General features: G+C 41.5%; 1 protein-coding gene. It reads right to left on the bottom strand.

The features are described 5' to 3' along the window. Positions 1-265: TonB-dependent receptor plug domain-containing protein (locus Q5762_RS38650; RefSeq protein WP_315896992.1), on the bottom strand; the 265-nt coding region annotated here is incomplete at both ends.

The raw sequence follows: 265 nt of genomic DNA, 5'->3' as shown, positions 1-265 counted from the left end.
AATCAGCGGATTTGCTCCAGCTGTTAATGTTCCTGTACCTCTAATTACAATTTGAGATTCTGCACCTGGTTGCCCATTAAACTGATTTACAACTACCCCAGCCATTTTTCCTGAAATTTGCTGATCTAACGATACCGCTGCTACTTTACTTAACTCCTCGCTGCTAATCTCGCCAACAGCGCCAATAACTTTTGCTCTAGATTGCTCCCCATAACCTATTACAACTATTTCTCCTAATGCTTGTGCATCATCCAACAGTTTGATG

Source organism: Streptomyces sp. P9(2023) (genome assembly GCF_032436795.1).
Taxonomy (GTDB): Bacteria; Actinomycetota; Actinomycetes; order Streptomycetales; family Streptomycetaceae; genus Streptomyces.
Note: the sequence above shows the minus strand (reverse complement) of the source record. Positions and strands in the feature narration are given on the sequence as shown.